This window comes from Microbacterium maritypicum MF109 (genome assembly GCF_000455825.1).
Classification (GTDB): Bacteria; Actinomycetota; Actinomycetes; order Actinomycetales; family Microbacteriaceae; genus Microbacterium; species Microbacterium maritypicum_A.
Genome location: NZ_ATAO01000182.1, coordinates 1 through 14,355 on the forward strand (window position 1 = coordinate 1; position 14,355 = coordinate 14,355).

14 protein-coding genes are annotated in these 14,355 nt (G+C 69.0%); 3 read left to right on the top strand and 11 right to left on the bottom strand.

Features of this window, described 5'->3' with window-relative positions; genetic code table 11:
• The first annotated feature begins 355 nt into the window (after positions 1-355).
• Positions 356-1,732, top strand: a complete 1,377-nt coding sequence (locus tag L687_RS31255) for a CoA transferase (protein ID WP_021199743.1) — start codon at positions 356-358, stop codon at positions 1,730-1,732.
• On the opposite strand, the gene L687_RS31260 is transcribed toward L687_RS31255, so the two are convergent.
• The 3 genes from L687_RS31260 to L687_RS31270 are packed head-to-tail and all read right to left on the bottom strand — an operon-like array spanning position 1,717 to position 4,847.
• Positions 1,717-2,508 (bottom strand): DUF4184 family protein, encoded by a 792-nt coding sequence (locus L687_RS31260; protein ID WP_021199744.1) that lies wholly within the window; start codon positions 2,506-2,508, stop codon positions 1,717-1,719. The genes L687_RS31255 and L687_RS31260 overlap by 16 nt on opposite strands.
• Positions 2,509-2,552: 44 nt before the next feature.
• On the bottom strand, positions 2,553-3,854 hold the full coding sequence (gene tyrS / locus L687_RS31265; protein WP_021199745.1) for a tyrosine--tRNA ligase: 1,302 nt from the start codon (positions 3,852-3,854) through the stop codon (positions 2,553-2,555).
• A 39-nt stretch (positions 3,855-3,893) separates the two neighbouring features.
• Positions 3,894-4,847 carry an aldo/keto reductase gene (locus L687_RS31270; protein ID WP_021199746.1) on the bottom strand — a complete coding sequence of 318 codons (954 nt, stop codon included), beginning with the start codon at positions 4,845-4,847 and terminating at the stop codon, positions 3,894-3,896.
• A gap of 53 nt (positions 4,848-4,900) precedes the next feature.
• Between L687_RS31270 and L687_RS31275 the strand changes: the two genes are divergently transcribed.
• Complete coding sequence (locus L687_RS31275; protein ID WP_021199747.1) at positions 4,901-5,257, top strand: MerR family transcriptional regulator; 357 nt, start codon at positions 4,901-4,903, stop codon at positions 5,255-5,257.
• Positions 5,258-5,268: 11 nt separating this feature from the next.
• Here L687_RS31275 and L687_RS31280 read toward each other — a convergent pair whose 3' ends face one another.
• On the bottom strand, positions 5,269-6,114 hold the full coding sequence (locus L687_RS31280) for a hypothetical protein (RefSeq protein ID WP_021199748.1): 846 nt from the start codon (positions 6,112-6,114) through the stop codon (positions 5,269-5,271).
• Entirely contained in the window at positions 6,111-6,755 is a 645-nt protein-coding gene (locus tag L687_RS31285) for a SatD family protein (RefSeq protein WP_021199749.1), read from the bottom strand. The genes L687_RS31280 and L687_RS31285 overlap by 4 nt, the downstream gene beginning before the upstream one ends.
• A gap of 60 nt (positions 6,756-6,815) precedes the next feature.
• On the opposite strand from L687_RS31285, the gene L687_RS31290 reads away from it, so the two are divergent.
• Positions 6,816-7,412 carry a DUF1349 domain-containing protein gene (locus L687_RS31290; protein WP_029260622.1) on the top strand — a complete coding sequence of 199 codons (597 nt, stop codon included), beginning with the start codon at positions 6,816-6,818 and terminating at the stop codon, positions 7,410-7,412.
• A gap of 31 nt (positions 7,413-7,443) precedes the next feature.
• Here the strand turns inward: L687_RS31290 and argH are convergent, their stop codons facing one another.
• From argH to argC, 6 genes are read right to left on the bottom strand one after another with little or no spacing between them, the layout of a single operon-like run.
• Positions 7,444-8,874 (bottom strand): argininosuccinate lyase, encoded by a 1,431-nt coding sequence (gene argH, locus L687_RS31295; protein ID WP_021199751.1) that lies wholly within the window; start codon positions 8,872-8,874, stop codon positions 7,444-7,446.
• Positions 8,874-9,803: an ornithine carbamoyltransferase gene (argF, locus tag L687_RS31300; RefSeq protein ID WP_021199752.1), complete on the bottom strand. Its 930-nt coding sequence runs from the start codon at positions 9,801-9,803 to the stop codon at positions 8,874-8,876. The genes argH and argF overlap by 1 nt, the downstream gene beginning before the upstream one ends.
• Complete coding sequence (locus L687_RS31305) at positions 9,800-11,005, bottom strand: acetylornithine transaminase (RefSeq protein WP_021199753.1); 1,206 nt, start codon at positions 11,003-11,005, stop codon at positions 9,800-9,802. Before L687_RS31305 ends, argF begins: the two co-directional genes overlap by 4 nt.
• Positions 11,002-11,919, bottom strand: a complete 918-nt coding sequence (argB, locus tag L687_RS31310; protein WP_021199754.1) for an acetylglutamate kinase — start codon at positions 11,917-11,919, stop codon at positions 11,002-11,004. The genes L687_RS31305 and argB overlap by 4 nt, the downstream gene beginning before the upstream one ends.
• The gene (gene argJ / locus L687_RS31315; protein WP_021199755.1) at positions 11,916-13,073 is read right to left on the bottom strand and encodes a bifunctional glutamate N-acetyltransferase/amino-acid acetyltransferase ArgJ; all 1,158 of its coding nucleotides are present in this window, start codon (positions 13,071-13,073) and stop codon (positions 11,916-11,918) included. The genes argB and argJ overlap by 4 nt, the downstream gene beginning before the upstream one ends.
• Positions 13,070-14,122 carry an N-acetyl-gamma-glutamyl-phosphate reductase gene (gene argC / locus L687_RS31320; protein WP_021199756.1) on the bottom strand — a complete coding sequence of 351 codons (1,053 nt, stop codon included), beginning with the start codon at positions 14,120-14,122 and terminating at the stop codon, positions 13,070-13,072. Before argC ends, argJ begins: the two co-directional genes overlap by 4 nt.
• Positions 14,123-14,355: the final 233 nt, after the last annotated feature.

A 14,355-nucleotide genomic window follows, 5' to 3' on the forward strand; every position in this document is an offset into this window, starting at 1 on the left:
GGCAACTTCTCTATCTTACCCACTCTCTCTTGCTTGTCAAATCGGCGCGCCGCGCGGATCGAAGATCCGCAGCGCAGCTGATGACAGCCGCAGAAGAGGTGGAGTCCCTATCCTAGACGCAAGCGCCTGATCTCTCAAGTGAGAGTGGATCGGGAGTGGTTCTCCGCTTGAGGGGGGTGGAGCTCTTGGCTCCTCCGCGTCCCTGTGGGGCGAACAAGTAATAAGTTACGTGGATCTCGGGGTTCTGGCAAATCGGGCCACACCACCCGGGCGTGTCGCTGGTGCTCTCTCCCATGTTTCCGCCGGATCAGGAGTAGTTTCCGCCCTCTGTGGGGGTCGGGAGTACGATCGCGCCATGCCTGCATCTGCGGATTTCCGCCCGGTCGTTCCCCCGCACGATGAAGCCTCGGGGAATGGTGACGCGGGCGCCGCGCTGCTCGATGGCGTGCGGCGTGAACTCGGGATCGACCGTGGCTCGACGGTGCTCCCGCCTCCCCCGACTGTCCCGCTTCCCTCCCGACTGGCCACCGGCGCGCTGGCGTGGGCGAGCGTCAGCGCGGCGGTGCTCGCGGCTGGCTGTTCCCCCGTCTCGCTGGATCCGGCCCGCGTCGCCATCGCCTACCGGAGCGACCGCGTGCTCACGATCGATGGCGACGCTCCCCCGGTCTGGTCCCCGTACTCCGGGTTCTGGGAGACCACCGACGGATGGGTCCGTACGCACGGGAACTACCCGCATCACGCTGCCGCGCTGCGTGCGGGACTCCACCTGCGAGAAGACGCCGATCCGGCTGCCGTTCGTGTTGCACTCGCGGAGCGGAGGACAGCGAGTGCCGTCTCCGACATCACATCCGCCGGCGGTCTGGCTGTTCCTGTCGCCGTCGAGAGGCCCGCCGTCGATCGGGCACTGCGCGAACGACCACTCCTCGAGGTCAGCCGGGTGGATGAGGAATCCGCCTCGCACCCCCGTCGATCGGAGCTCACGGCGACGTCACCCGGTTCCCTCCCCCTGAGCGGCATGCGCGTGCTCGATCTGACGCGCGTCATTGCGGGGCCGGTCTGCACGCGGACCCTCGCTCTTCTCGGCGCCGACGTCTTGCGCATCGATCCCCCGCATCTGCCAGAACCGGCGTGGCAGCATCTCGATACCGGCCACGGCAAACGATCCGCCATACTCGACGCACGCAGTGCCCGACTCCAGGTGTTGCTGGCCGAAGCCGATGCCGTGGTCCTCGGCTACCGACCGGCCGCTCTCGACAGACTCGGGCTGCATCCTGAGCTGCTCGCGCGCCGACACCCTGGGCTCATCGTCGCGCAACTCAGCGCCTGGGGTACGGAGAGTCCGGACCTCGCCGGCTTCGACAGCCTCGTGCAGGCCGAATCCGGCATCTCGCGCATCGAGTCCGCGGAAGGCGGGCGTCCAGGAGCACTCCCGGCGCAGGCCCTCGATCACAGCGCCGGGTATCTTCTCGCCGCCGCGGTGACCACGCTGCTCAGGCGGCGGTCACGGGAGGGAGGGTCACGGATCGTGCGCACGTCACTGCGTCGCGTCGCCGCGGAGCTGCTCGGGATGCCGCGCCGAGGAGACCCCGCAGCCGAGGTCGATTTCGACGTTCGGCCGCACCTCGCGCGATTCGATGTCGACGGGAGCGCCCTCGTGACGGCGCGACCCGCCCTGCCGGGTTTCGAGTTCCGGGCCCCGCATCCCTGGGGATCGGATCAGCCCGTCTGGTGACGGCCGCGCACCGACAGCGCGACGCAGAGAACGAACGTGATCGCGCCCCACAGCGCACATGCCGGAGGAAGAACCCGGTACGCGAGGTGCTGGACGGTGAACTCCGCGTCGAGCGGACCGAAGACGACGAGTCCACCGACCCAGGCGGCGGGCAGGATCACGGGAAGCGACACCCACCATGACACACGCAGCCAGGTGGGTACCGACTGCGTGACTGTGCGACGCGGAGCCTGCCGACGCAGCCACAGGAGCACCCAGACACCGATGATCGCGAGGCCGACCAGGCTCGACCCGTGCTGAAGCCACTTGAAACCGGGGAGCGGACCCCACATCTCATCGAGCCCGGGAATCAGACCGACGCCCCATCGTCCATCGTGCGTGAAGAGGTCCCACACGATGTGCGAGAGCACCCCGATCACGAGCGACGCGGCGAGCAGGAACGGATACGCGCGCTTCTGACCGATGCCGACCGCCGCTCCTGCTGCCGTGGCCCCGCGATCGGTCCAGTCCTCGGGCAGCCGCCGCGCCACCCACAGCGGACCGAGTTCGGGAACCGCCGGACGCAAGACGACCCGCCAGATCAGGAACAGTGCGAACGCGAGCAGCGCGGTCCACACGACGTTGCCGAACGTATGCGTGAACGAGTAGTTCAGTCCGACACCCCGCACGAACAGTGGCAGGTCAGGCGCCATCGCGCCGATCGCGATCGCCGCCGGCACCAGCGGCGTGCGGACGAACGGCAGCGCGACCAAAGCGTGACTGGCGGTGAACGGCATCCGACCCTGCTACCCGAAGACCTCTGCTGCCGACAGCCGGGGACTCAGTCGAGGAAGACGCCGGCGAGGGTCTTCTTGCCGCGGCGGAGCACGGAGACTCCTCCGGGAAGGGTGCCCTGGACCGCGGCTGTCTCGTCTTCGACCCGTTCGCCGTCGAGAGTGACGCCACCCTGCGTGATCGCACGCCTGGCCTCGGACAGGCTCGCCACCAGACCGGTCGACACCAAGACCTCGACCACCGGTGCACCGAGAGCGACCGTCGCGTTCGGAAGCTCCTCCAGAGCGGTGCGCAGCGTGCCGGCATCGAGCGCGGTCAGATCACCCTGCCCGAACAGTGCCTCGGACGCGGCGATCACGGCCGCAGTCGCCTCGACACCATGCACCGTCGCGACGACCTCGAGGGCGAGCCGCTTCTGCGCAGCCCGACGGAACGGCTCGGTCGCCACGAGTTCGGCATACTCCTCGATCTCGGCTCTGCCGAGGAAGGTGAACACCTTCAGGCGATCGATCACGTCGGCGTCGGTCGTGCTCAGCCAGAACTGGTACATCCGGTACGGGCTGCACATGTCGGCATCGAGCCAGATGGCATTGCCCTCGCTCTTGCCGAACTTGGTGCCGTCGCTGTTCGTGATGAGCGGCGTGCCGATGGCATGCACCGACGCTCCCTCGGCACGACGGATGAGGTCGGTACCACTGGTGAGATTGCCCCACTGATCCGAGCCGCCGGTCTGCAGCACGCAGTCGTACTGCCGGTACAGCTCGAGGAAGTCCATGCCCTGCAGGATCTGGTAGCTGAACTCGGTGTAGCTGATGCCCTCGTCGGAGTTCAGGCGCGCGGCGACCGCATCCTTCTTGAGCATCGTGCCGACACGGAAGTACTTGCCGATCTCGCGCAGGAAGTCGATCGCGCTCAGCGGGGCCGTCCAGTCGAGGTTGTTCACGATGCGGGCGGCGTTGTCGCCCTCGAAGCTGAGGTAGCGCTCGACCTGCGTGCGCAGGCGACCGACCCAGTCCTCGACCGTCTCCCGAGTGTTCAGCGTGCGCTCGGCCGTGGGGCGCGGATCTCCGATGAGTCCGGTCGAGCCGCCGACGAGGCCGAGGGGCTTGTGGCCGGCGAGCTGGATGCGGCGCAGCGTCAACAGCTGCACGAGGTTGCCCAGGTGCAGGCTGGGAGCCGTCGGATCGAACCCGCAGTAATACGTGATGGGGTCTCCCGCGAGCAGGGCGCGCAGCGCCTCCTGGTCGGTGGACACATGGACCAGACCACGCCACACGAGTTCGTCCCACACGTTCTCGAACGTGGGGTCGATCGCCTGGGGTGCGGTCGTCAGAGCGGGAGTTGACACGCGCTCCAGGCTATCAGCGCAGCGCACCGGCGAAACGACTCACACCGGCCCGTCGAGAAGAGTGATCTCGTCCGCAGACAGAGAGATCGACGCGGCATCCATCGCGACGTCGAGCTGATCGACCCTGCTGCCGCCGAGGATCGGGCGGATGCCGCGGGCCAGCTGCCAGGCCAGCACGATCTGCCCCCGTCCGAGCCCTCGCGCCGCCGCGACCTCACCCAGCACCGCGAGCCGACCTGCGGTTCCGGGATGGTCGTACACCGGGGGCACGGGCTTCGCGGGATTGTCATAGGCACCCGAGAGCAGGGGCGTGTACGCCCAGATCTCGAGCCCGTTCGCCAGGGCGAAGTCGCGCTGCTCATCGCTCAACACACCGAAAGGATGGGCGACCCCGGGGGGAAGCGTTCCCGGTCGCGTGCGCAGGTACGTGCTGTTCAACTGGAACGCGTCGATGGGAACGCTGCCGATGGACCTGGCGTGCGCACGGGCGCGCTCGATGCGCCAGGCCGGGTGGTTCGAGGCACCGACGCGGCTCACGGTGCCATCTGCGGTGAGCGCCGCGAGAGCGTCCACGGTCTCCTCGATCGCGACGGCCCGATCCTCCTGGTGCAGCCACAGCAGGTCGATCCTGTCGACGCCCAGACGCGCGAGGCTCCCGTCGACAGCAGCGCGGATGGCTCGCGGGGAGAGCCCTGTCCGATGTTGGGGCCAGGACCCGGGCCACAGGGGTTCGGCACCGACCTTCGTCGAGATGCGGACCTGTGCTCGCGCCTGCGGCCGCGCCGCGAGCCAGCGTCCGAGAACCTCCTCGGAGGCTCCCCCCTGCCCCGTGTCGCTCACCCAGAAGCTGTAGCAGTCGGCGGTGTCGATCCAGATGCCGCCGCGCTCGACGAAGCGGTCGAGCAGCGCGAATGAGGTCTCCTCGTCGACGAGCGTGCCGAAGGACATCGCTCCGAGGACGAGCGGGGATGCAGAGGCGTTCCGGTTGGTCATGACCTCACTGTGCAACCTGGAGTGCGCTCCAGGTCAAGTCCTATGCTCGGGTCATGACCACGTACACCCCGGCGGAGGCTGCGGCACGCTCCGGATTCAGCATCGACACGCTCCGGTACTACGAGCGCGAGGGCATCCTGCCCGCCGTGTCCCGCACTGCGGGCGGACATCGGGCGTACACCGACACCGAGCTCGGACTTCTGGAGTTCCTCAAGTGCCTTCGCGAGACGGGCATGCCCGTGGAACGCCTGCGTCGCTACGGCCGGCTCTGCCAACGCGAGGACACCGTCCCCGAGCGGATAGCGCTCCTCGAGGAGCACGCCGCGACGGTCGAGAAGCAACTCGCCGACGTTCTCGCGCAGCAGCGGCGTCTGGCGGAGAAGCTGGACTGGTACCGGTCGAGAGGCTGAACTGCCTGCCGTCAGCTGTGCGCGGCCCACCACACGAGGAACGCGGCGCCGAGGGCGATCACCCAGCTCACCAGGCTGCCGACGAGGAAGTACTCCGCGCGGGCCCCGGTCTCGCCGTCGCGCGAGATCTCCGGGAATCGGACGATGCCCTTCGCCGCGAGCATCGCGCCCAGGATCGGATAGGCCGCAGCGAGAGTGAGGATCAGGACGAGGATGCGCTCCAGCGGTCCGATCAGTCGTCCGCCCTTGAATCCGCTGCGCGGATCTCGGGGCGCTGCCACCGGGAGCGTCGCCGACATCGCGACAGCATCCTCCGTGGCGTCGTCGGAGACACCATCGACCGTCTCGGAGGCCACCGGGGTCTCGGCGGCCGCGACAGTCTCCCTCGACGCGCTCGCTGCCGGGTCTGCCGGGTCCGCCGGGAGCCAGGTGTGCTCCCCGTCGAGCGCCGCACGCACCACGAGATTCGAAGACTCGAGGAGGAAGACCCCGGCTCCCAGCGCCAGCAGCGCGAGGTCGAAGGGCACCTCACCGAACGGCGATCGGAGGTGCCAGATCGCGCCGATCAGACCGGCGTCAGCACGGGCACCGAGCCCGACGACGGCGCCGACGCTCACGACCGCGAGCAGCACGGCGGGCCAGAACCCCAGCGGGGCGGGGCGCCCGGTGGGCATGCACCACACCCAGAGGGCACCGACGACGATCGCGAGCACCATGGGAAGGAGCGCGTCGCTGACGCTGCCGAGCAGGAGCAGGATGACAGCGACGGAGAGATACCCGATCCAACGGCGCGGTGCGAACTGACGCACCAGGTCGGCGGCGCCGACCGCCAGCAGGATGAATCCGGCGACGATCATGCGCGCTCGCCTCGGAGCGCGGCGACGCCCTCGATGAGTGCGGCCGTACCCGCTGTGCGCAGCGACTTCGAGACGCTGGGCTGTGTGATCCCCTCGTCGGTCGCGAGCTCCTGCTGCGATCGACCGAGCAGACGACCGTAGGTGAGCCGTCGTTCCCGCTCGCTCATCGCGCCGACCACCTCGTCGCGGACGAGGAGATAGGCGTTCGATGCGGCGATCGTGCTCTCCATGACCTCATCCTGCCCCGGGGCTCCGACAATCCAGGATCTCGTGCTCGGCACGGCGCGACCCTCACGGGCGTGCACGGTCTCGATCGCCGCGCGGGCCGCATACCACCCCGGTCCGTCAGCGAGCTCGCGATGGACCGACTCGACAGGACGCACCTCCCCCACACCGATGCCGAAGCGGAAGGCGATGCCGTCGGGCAATCGCAGCTGGATCATCAGCAGCGACACCATCGCGTCGCTCAGATCGCGGTAGACACCCTGCTGCTCGTCTCCTACGGTGGGCGTGAGCGGCTGCGTCGCCAGCGGGAGGTCGACCTCCACCGCGGCTATGGTGTCGTCGAGGACGCGTTGCGCGGCGGTGCGATCGTCGAGTCGGCGAGACCCCACGATGTCAGCGAGTACCGCGATGACCATGACATAACCATAACACGAATAATGCTCGACTTATGCGCTTATCGGCTATATCTTGAGAACATGCCTGAATCGCACATGATCCCCTGGTCTCAGGGAACCTGGACCAACGCCCCCGCCTCCCCGTCCACCCTCCCCGACGGTTCGGCTCCGCTCGACATCACCGCCGTGGAAGGCAGCGATGCCTGGCGGCACACCGCCTATGGCTTCGTGCACGATAACGAGCACGCTCTCCTCGCCCCGCTCGCGGTGGGCGAGGCCATGGAGGTCGCTTTCCGGGCCCCGTGGGACGGGCAGTTCGACCAGGCGGGCGTGTTCGTGCGCATCGACGACGAGCACTGGGTCAAGACCGGCCTGGAATACGCCGATGATCACCTCGGGCTCGGCGCCGTGGTCACCGCGGGAGGCTCCGACTGGTCGGTCGGCCACGTCGACGAATGGTTCGAGAGCGAGATCACGGTGCGTGTCAGCCGCTGGGCGGACTCCGTGATCGTGCGTGCCCGCGCCGACGACGGACCGTGGCGACTGGTGCGGGTCGCGCCGTTCGACGGGCAGTCCGCAGCCGCAGCCGGCCCCTTCCTCGCTGCACCCACCCGTGCCGGACTCACCGTCCGCTTCACCCGCTGGGAGCGGTCGGCGGCCGACGCCGAGCTGCACTGAACCGCCGCGGACCGGCCGCCGATGCCTTCGGCTAGAGGCCGAGGGCGTGGGCGGCGGCCTGCGCGCGCGAGACCAGCTCGGCACGCTGCTCCGCGACCCGCACAGGGGCGGTCCCCCCGGCGCCGGTGCGCGATGCGACCGAACCCTCGATCGTCAGGACTTCGCGCACCTCGGGCACGAGATGCGGCGACACCGACAGCAGCAGCTCGTCGGAGGCATCCTCCAGCCCGATCCCCTGCTCCTCGCACGCACGCACGAGCGCACCCGAGATCTCATGGGCATCACGGAAGGGCACCCGGCGCTTCACGAGCCATTCCGCGACATCCGTCGCGAGAGAGAAGCCCTGCGGAGCCAGAGCTGCCATCCGTTCGGTGTCGAAACGCAGCGTCGCGATCATGCCCGCGAAGGCGGGGAGCACCACCTCGAGGGTCTGAACCGAGTCGAACACCGGCTCCTTGTCCTCCTGCAGATCGCGGTTGTACGCGAGCGGAAGGCCCTTGAGCGTGGCCAGCAGACCGGAGAGGTTGCCGATGAGGCGACCCGACTTGCCGCGAGCGAGCTCGGCGATGTCGGGATTCTTCTTCTGCGGCATGATGCTCGAACCCGTGGAGTAGCCATCGTCGAGCGTGACGAAACCGAACTCGCGGGTGTTCCAGAGGATGATCTCCTCGGAGAGGCGCGAGATGTCGACCCCGGTCATCGCCGTGATGAACGCGAACTCCGCCACGACGTCGCGGGCCGCGGTGCCGTCGAGGGAGTTCTCGGCCGGGCGGTCCAGACCCAGCTCCGTCGCCACGAGCGTCGGATCGAGACCGAGCGTGGAACCGGCCAGCGCTCCCCCGCCGTACGGTGAGACGCCGGCACGACGCCGCCAGTCCACGAGGCGTTCGAGTTCGCGCACCAGCGGCCAACCGTGGGCCTGCAGGTGATGGGCGAGCAGCACCGGCTGCGCATGCTGCAGGTGCGTGCGTCCGGGCAGGATCGCGGCGGGATGCGCTTCGGCCTGGGCCACCAGCGCGTCGATCACCCGCAGGATGTCACGGGCGATCACCCGCGCATGATCGATCAGGTACATGCGCACGAGGGTGGCGATCTGGTCGTTGCGGCTGCGACCGGCGCGCAGGCGCCCGCCCAGTTCCGGCCCGAGCTCGGCGATCAACGCCTGCTCGAGCGCGCCGTGCACGTCCTCGTCGGTCGGCACCGGTCGCAGCGTGCCGTCGGCGACCTTGCGCGCCACGGCATCCAGCCCCTCGTGCATCCGTCGTGCCTCGTCGGGTTCGAGGTATCCGGCAGCTTCGAGCGCCGTGGCATGTGCATGCGAGCCGGCGATGTCGTACGGCGCGAGGATCCAGTCGAAGTGCGTGGAACGGCTCAGCTCGACCAGTTCCGGCGACGGGCCCGTGGCGAAGCGGGCGCCCCAGAGCGCGCCCTCGTTGGTGCCTTCGCGTGTCGGTTCGCTCATCACGCGTCCTTCTTGCCGAGGAGCCAGACCAGGAGGGCCTTCTGCGCGTGCAGACGGTTCTCCGCCTCATCCCAGACCACGCTCTGCGGCCCGTCGATCACGCTGGAGTCGACCTCATAGCCGCGATCGGCAGGGAGGCAGTGGATGAAGATCGCCTCGGGGTCGGCGAGCGTCATCGTCTCGGGGGTGACCTTGTAGCCGCCGAGATCGCGGATGCGTGCGAGCTTCTCCTCCTCCTTGCCCATCGAGACCCATGTATCGGTCACCACGACGTCGGCACCGGCGGCAGCCTCGACCGGGTCGGTGTAGAGCGTGATCGAGCCACCGGTCTCGGCAGCGCGGCGATCGGCGGCCTCGATGACATCCGCGCGGGGCGCATAGTCCTCCGGCGACGCGATGCGCACGTGCATGCCCGCCGTCACACCGGCGAGCGCGTACGAGTGCGCCATGTTGCTCTGTCCGTCGCCGAGGAACGTGAGCGTGAGCCCCTTCAGATCTCCCTTGTGCTCGCGGATCGTCAGCAGATCGGCGAGCAGCTGGCACGGGTGGAAGTCGTCGGAGAGCGCGTTGATGACGGGCACCCTCGTGCCTTCGGCCATCTCTTCGAGCCCGGACTGCGCATAGGTGCGCCACACGATGGCCGCGACCTGGCGCTCGAGGACGCGCGCGGTGTCGGACGGCGTCTCTTTGCCGCCGAGCTGGCTGCTCGCGGTCGAGATGATCAGCGGCGAGCCGCCGAGGTCGGCGATGCCCACCGCGAACGAGACACGGGTGCGCGTGGAGGACTTGTCGAAGATGACCGCGACCGTCTGAGGACCGGCCAGGCTCTTGTCGGCCCAGCGGTCCTTCTTCAGCTCGATGGCGAGGTCGAGGATCTCCGCCTGCTCGGCGGGGGTCAGGTCATCGTCACGCAGCAGGTGGCGGGTCATGCGGATACCTTTCCGGCTACAGAGGCCTGGACGTCGGCGAGAGCGGCCGTGAACAGCTCACGGAACTCGGCGAGTTCGGCGTCGCCGATGGTGAGAGCGGGCGCGATGCGCACCGTCTCGGGGTTGGCGGCGTTGACGATGAGCCCGCGCTCCTGTGCGGCCGCGACGACGGCACCGGCCACCGGAGCGGTGAGCGCGACGCCCACGAGCAGACCACGTCCGCGCACGCCCTCGACCAGTGGGGAGTCGATCCCGAGGAGGATCTCGCGCAGCTCCGCGCCGCGACGGGCCGCGTTCTCCACCAGGCCGGCGCTCTCGATCTCGGCGAGCACGGCGTCGGCGACAGCAGTCGCCAGGGGGTTGCCCCCGAACGTCGAGCCGTGCGACCCCGGGGTGAACAGTGCGCTCGCGCTGCCGTAGGTGACCAGCGCGCCGATCGGGAAACCGCCGCCGATCCCCTTCGCGAGCGTGATCGCATCGGGAATGATGCCCTCGTGGCTGAACCCGAACCACTCACCGGTGCGGCCGGCTCCGGTCTGGATCTCGTCGACGATCAGGAGCGCGCCGTGCGCGAGGGTCAGCGAGCGGGCGGCGGCGAGGTAGCCCTCCGGCAGCTCGACCACTCCGGCCTCGCCCTGGATCGGCTCGACGATGATCGCGGCGACGCGGTCGTCCATCGCCGCTTCCAACGCCTCGATCGTGGCGGGGATGTGCTCGACGCCCGCGGGCATCGGCTCGAACGGCGCGCGCATCGATGCCTTCGCGGTGAGAGCGAGCGAGCCCATGGTGCGTCCGTGGAAGCCGTTCTCGAGCGCGAGGATGCGCGGCCGCTCGGTGCCCCCGTGCAGCCGGGCGAGCTTGAAAGCGGCCTCGTTGGCCTCGGCGCCCGAGTTCGAGAAGAACACCCGCCCGTCGATACCGGCACCCGCGAGACGCTTGATGCGTGCGGCGAGTGCGAGCTGGGGCGGGGTGGCGAAGTAGTTCGACACGTGCGCGAGTGTGGCCGCCTGCGTCGAGACGGCCTCGACGAAGGCCGGGTGCGCGTGCCCGAGGGAGGTCACCGCGATGCCGGCGAGGAAGTCGAGGTGGCGTCGACCGTCGGCATCCCACAGGTACGAGCCCTCACCGCGGACCAGCAGCGCGAGCCGCTCCCCCGCATTGAGCACGAGATCGCGTGCCGCGTCGTCCTGCCAGACGGTCATCCCGTCACCTCCGACTTTCCCAGGACCACTTCGGTCCCGATTCCCTTGCTGGTGAACAGTTCGACGAGCACCGAATGCGGCACCCGTCCGTCGATGATCGCGGCCGCGTCCACGCCGCCTTCGACCGCGTCGAGGCAGGCGCGCATCTTGGGGATCATCCCCGACTCGAGCTTCGGCAGCATCTCGATGAGGGCCTCCGAGGTCAGGTGCGAGACGAGGGAGTCGCGGTTCGGCCAGTCGGCGTAGAGCCCCGGCACATCCGTGAGGATCACGAGTTTGCGCGCATGCAAGGACACGGCGAGAGCCGCGGCGGCGGCATCGGCGTTGACGTTGAGCGACTGGCCGGGATGATCGAGATCAGGCGCGATGCTCGACACCACCGGGATGCGCCCGGCGGCGAGATGGTCGAGCACGGGAGTCGGATCGACTTCGACGACATCGCCGACGCGACCGAGGTCGACCTCTTCGCCGTCGATCACGACACCGCGACGGCGCCCGCCGAAGAGTCCGGCGTCCTCCCCGCTGAGGCCGGTCGCGATCGGCCCGTGCGAGTTGATCTTGGACACCAGCTGCGGATTGACCTGACCGGTGAGCACCATGCGCACGACGCTGATCGCCTCGGTGTTGGTGACCCGGTAGCCGCCCTTGAACTCGCTGGGGATCTCGAGCCGCTGCAGCATGTTCGAGATCTGCGGGCCGCCGCCGTGCACGACGACCGGCAGTACGCCGACGTAACGGAGGTAGGCGATGTCCTGCGCGAAGGCGTCCTGCAGCTCCTCCGACACCATCGCGTTCCCGCCGTACTTGATGACGACGATCTGGTCGCGGAACTTCTTCAGCCACGGCAGCGACTCGATGAGGGTCGTGGCCTTCTGTGCGGCGACTTCGGCCGGGGTGTCCTGGATGTCGGTCATGAGGCGTAGGCGCTGTTCTCGTGCACGTAGTCGTGGGTGAGGTCGTTCGTGAGCACGGTCGCCGTCGACTCGCCGACCTTGAGGTCGATCACGAGGTGCGTGGCGCGCGGCATGAGGTCGACCTCTTCACGGGGACGGTCGGGGCCGCCCGCCGTGCAGACGCGGACGCCGTTCATCCAGACGTCGACGTCGTAGGGATCGAACTGCGCGTTCGTGGTGCCGATCGCGGCGAGCACACGGCCCCAGTTCGGGTCGTTGCCGAAGATGGCGGCCTTGAAGAGGTTGTTGCGGGCGACCGACCGGCCGACCTCGACGGCGTCCTGCTCGGAGACCGCGTGCTGCACCTCGATCGTGATGTCGTGACTCGCGCCCTCGGCATCGCCCTGCAGCTTGACCGCGAGCTCTCGGCACAGCTCGATCAGCGCGGCGGCGAAGTCGTCGAGATCGGGCACGACCTCGGAGGCGCCGTTGGCGAGGAGGGTGACCTGATCGTTCGTCGACATGCAGCCGTCGGAGTCGAGCCGGTCGAAGGTCCGCCCGGTCGCACGGCGCAGCACGTCATCGGCCTGGAGCGGCTCGAGGACGGCGTCGGTCGTGATCACGACCAGCATCGTGGCGAGGCCCGGCGCGAGCATTCCTGCTCCCTTCGCCATCCCACCGATCGTCCAGCCGTCGCGGCTGACCACGGCGGTCTTCGCGACGGTGTCGGTGGTCATGATGGCGTGCGCCGCGCTCTCTCCGCCATCAGCGCTGAGCTCGGCGATCGCCTGCTCCGTGCCGGCGAGCACACGCGCACGGAACGTCTCGTCTCCTGTGCCGATGAGACCGGTGGAGCAGATCAGCACGTCGCCGGCGCTGACACCGAGGAGCTCGGCCGCCTTCTCAGCCGTCTGATGCGTCGTCTGGAATCCGAAAGCGCCGGTGAAGCAGTTCGCCCCGCCGGAGTTGAGCACGACGGCCTCGACCACCCGGTCGGCGACGGCCTGCTGCGACCAGATGATCGGGTTGGCCTTGGCGCGGTTGCTCGTGAAGACGGCGGCGCCGACCTTGCGCGGTCCGCGGTTGACGACGACGGCGACATCGGGCTTGCCGGTGGACTTGAGTCCTGCGGCCACACCGGCCGCCTCGAAACCTGCGGGGGCGGTGACGCTCACGGCGCGACTCCGTTCACTGAGAGGGCGCGGGCCTCGGGAAGCCCCAGCGCGATGTTCATGGATTGGATGGCAGCGCCGGCGGTGCCCTTGACGAGGTTGTCGACCGCGGTGACCACGGTCACCCGGTTCGCGGCGCGATCGATCGCGAGCCCGATCAGCGCGGTGTTGGCGCCGAGCACGTCGGCCGTGCGCGGGAAGCGTCCCTCCGGCAGCAGCTGCACGAAGGTCTCGTCGCCGTAGGCGCTCTGCCAGGCGTCGCGGATCTGCGCATCGGTCACGCCGTCGGCGATCCGTGCGGTCGACGTGGCGAGGATTCCGCGCGACATGGGCACCAGCACCGGAGTGAAGGAGATACGGATGCCGTCGGCGTCGATACCCGATGCCGCGGCGAGCGCCTGACGGATCTCCGGTATGTGCCGGTGGGATCCCCCGACCGCATACGGGTTCGCGGTGCCGAGGATCTCGCTGCCGAGAAGGTTCGTCTTGAGGCTCTTCCCGGCACCGGACGGACCGACCGCCAGCACCGAGACGATGTCCGCGGGGTCGATCACGCCGGCGGCGACGCCCGGCGCGAGGCTGAGACTCACGGTCGAGGCGTTGCAGCCGGGAGCCGCGATGCGCGTCGCGCCGCGGAGGTGCTCTCTTTGCTTGACCCCGTCGATCAGGAGCTCGGGGACGCCGTATGTCCAGGGCTCGTGGAACGCCCCGCCGTAGAACGCCTCCCACGCGGACGCCGACGTGAGCCGATGGTCGGCTCCGGCATCGATCACGAGCGGAGCCGCACCGAGCGCATCGGTGTACTGCCCCGACTGCCCGTGCGGGAGTGCGAGGAACACGATGTCGTGGCCGGAGAGGATCTCGGGCGTCGTGTCCTGCAGGGTGAGGTGTGCCAGAGAACGCAGATGCGGCTGGTGGTCGACGAGAGGCTGCCCGGCGTTCGAGTGCGCCGTGACGGTGCGGATCTCCATGTCGGGATGATCGGCCAGGAGACGGAGGATCTCGCCGCCTGCGTAGCCGGATGCGCCGGAGACGGCGACGGAATACGTCATGCTTCTACCTTAACGGTCGGGTCCTTCCTCGAAGGGAGGACCGGGGACGGGGCCGGAGGCGGCGACACCGGCTCTCGACCGCTGCGCGTGCGCAGGCAGGAGGGCGGGGTCGCCTACAGTCGGCGGCCGCGGCGTCGGCGCACAGCGATGACGCTCGGAGCGAGCGTCGGAGAAGCGGTGGCGGCCGAAGGCATGTCGCGACAGTAGCGCGGCCCCGGCGGCCACCGCAAATC

What these genes read in the sequence shown, in the direction of transcription:
- L687_RS31255 (WP_021199743.1), top strand. Translation starts at nt 356, where the DNA reads ATGCCTGCATCTGCGGATTTCCGCCCGGTCGTTCCCCCGCACGATGAA.
- L687_RS31260 (WP_021199744.1), bottom strand. Translation starts at nt 2,508, where the DNA reads ATGCCGTTCACCGCCAGTCACGCTTTGGTCGCGCTGCCGTTCGTCCGC.
- L687_RS31270 (WP_021199746.1), bottom strand. Translation starts at nt 4,847, where the DNA reads ATGACCAACCGGAACGCCTCTGCATCCCCGCTCGTCCTCGGAGCGATG.
- L687_RS31275 (WP_021199747.1), top strand. Translation starts at nt 4,901, where the DNA reads ATGACCACGTACACCCCGGCGGAGGCTGCGGCACGCTCCGGATTCAGC.
- L687_RS31280 (WP_021199748.1), bottom strand. Translation starts at nt 6,114, where the DNA reads ATGATCGTCGCCGGATTCATCCTGCTGGCGGTCGGCGCCGCCGACCTG.
- L687_RS31285 (WP_021199749.1), bottom strand. Translation starts at nt 6,755, where the DNA reads ATGGTCATCGCGGTACTCGCTGACATCGTGGGGTCTCGCCGACTCGAC.
- L687_RS31290 (WP_029260622.1), top strand. Translation starts at nt 6,816, where the DNA reads ATGCCTGAATCGCACATGATCCCCTGGTCTCAGGGAACCTGGACCAAC.
- argH (WP_021199751.1), bottom strand. Translation starts at nt 8,874, where the DNA reads ATGAGCGAACCGACACGCGAAGGCACCAACGAGGGCGCGCTCTGGGGC.
- argF (WP_021199752.1), bottom strand. Translation starts at nt 9,803, where the DNA reads ATGACCCGCCACCTGCTGCGTGACGATGACCTGACCCCCGCCGAGCAG.
- L687_RS31305 (WP_021199753.1), bottom strand. Translation starts at nt 11,005, where the DNA reads ATGACCGTCTGGCAGGACGACGCGGCACGCGATCTCGTGCTCAATGCG.
- argB (WP_021199754.1), bottom strand. Translation starts at nt 11,919, where the DNA reads ATGACCGACATCCAGGACACCCCGGCCGAAGTCGCCGCACAGAAGGCC.
- argC (WP_021199756.1), bottom strand. Translation starts at nt 14,122, where the DNA reads ATGACGTATTCCGTCGCCGTCTCCGGCGCATCCGGCTACGCAGGCGGC.